Annotated in this window: 1 pseudogene; it reads right to left on the reverse strand. The window is 66.6% G+C overall.

The features are described from left to right. Positions 1-605: pseudogene (locus tag E0493_RS22960) on the reverse strand (IS5 family transposase); the annotation flags it as partial. Positions 606-658: the final 53 nt, after the last annotated feature.

Consider the following 658-nt stretch of genomic DNA (forward strand, 5'->3'; position numbering starts at 1 on the left):
CTTCAGCGGGTTTCGTTAGACGCTTTAAGCGCTCACTGTTCTCCACCCCGCGTCGGGCGATCCGGGCCTTGATCCGGCGCCGACGCGGTCGCACGCGCCCTTGGCGAATGGGCGGCACCGCGTCGATTAGCTCGTCGAAGACGAGGCTGTCATGGACGTTGGCGGCCGTGAGGCGGACGGCAAGCGGGATGCCGTTGGCATCTGTAATGACGTGCCGCTTGGATCCCGGCCGACCGCGATCCGTCGGGTTCGGGCCGGTGCGCTCGCCCCCCTTTTGGCGACCACAGACGCGCTGTCCAGGCAGGCTCGGCGCCAGTCGATGGCCCCCGCTCGCCCGAGCCAGTCCAGAAGCACGCGGTGGAGCTGGTCCCACACGCCCGCTTCCTGCCACTCCCTTAAGGCCGCCAGCAGGTCATGCCTGAACCGCAGCCCATCTCCTGCGGGAGCATCTCCCATGGGAGCCCAGAGCGAAGCACAAACAGGATGCCGGTCAGTGCTGCCCGGTCCGGCACCTGAGGTCGGCCTCCCTTGGGCTTGGGTCGCTCAGGCGGTAGAATGGGCTCGATGACAGCCCACAGATCATCGGAAAGAAGAGGTCTCGCCATGCCGCTGGAATCGACACGGGACCACCCCGGTTCCAGGTTCTGTTAGACGCTCT

It is taken from the genome of Teichococcus coralli, assembly GCF_009829925.1.
GTDB lineage: Bacteria > Pseudomonadota > Alphaproteobacteria > Acetobacterales > Acetobacteraceae > Pseudoroseomonas > Pseudoroseomonas coralli.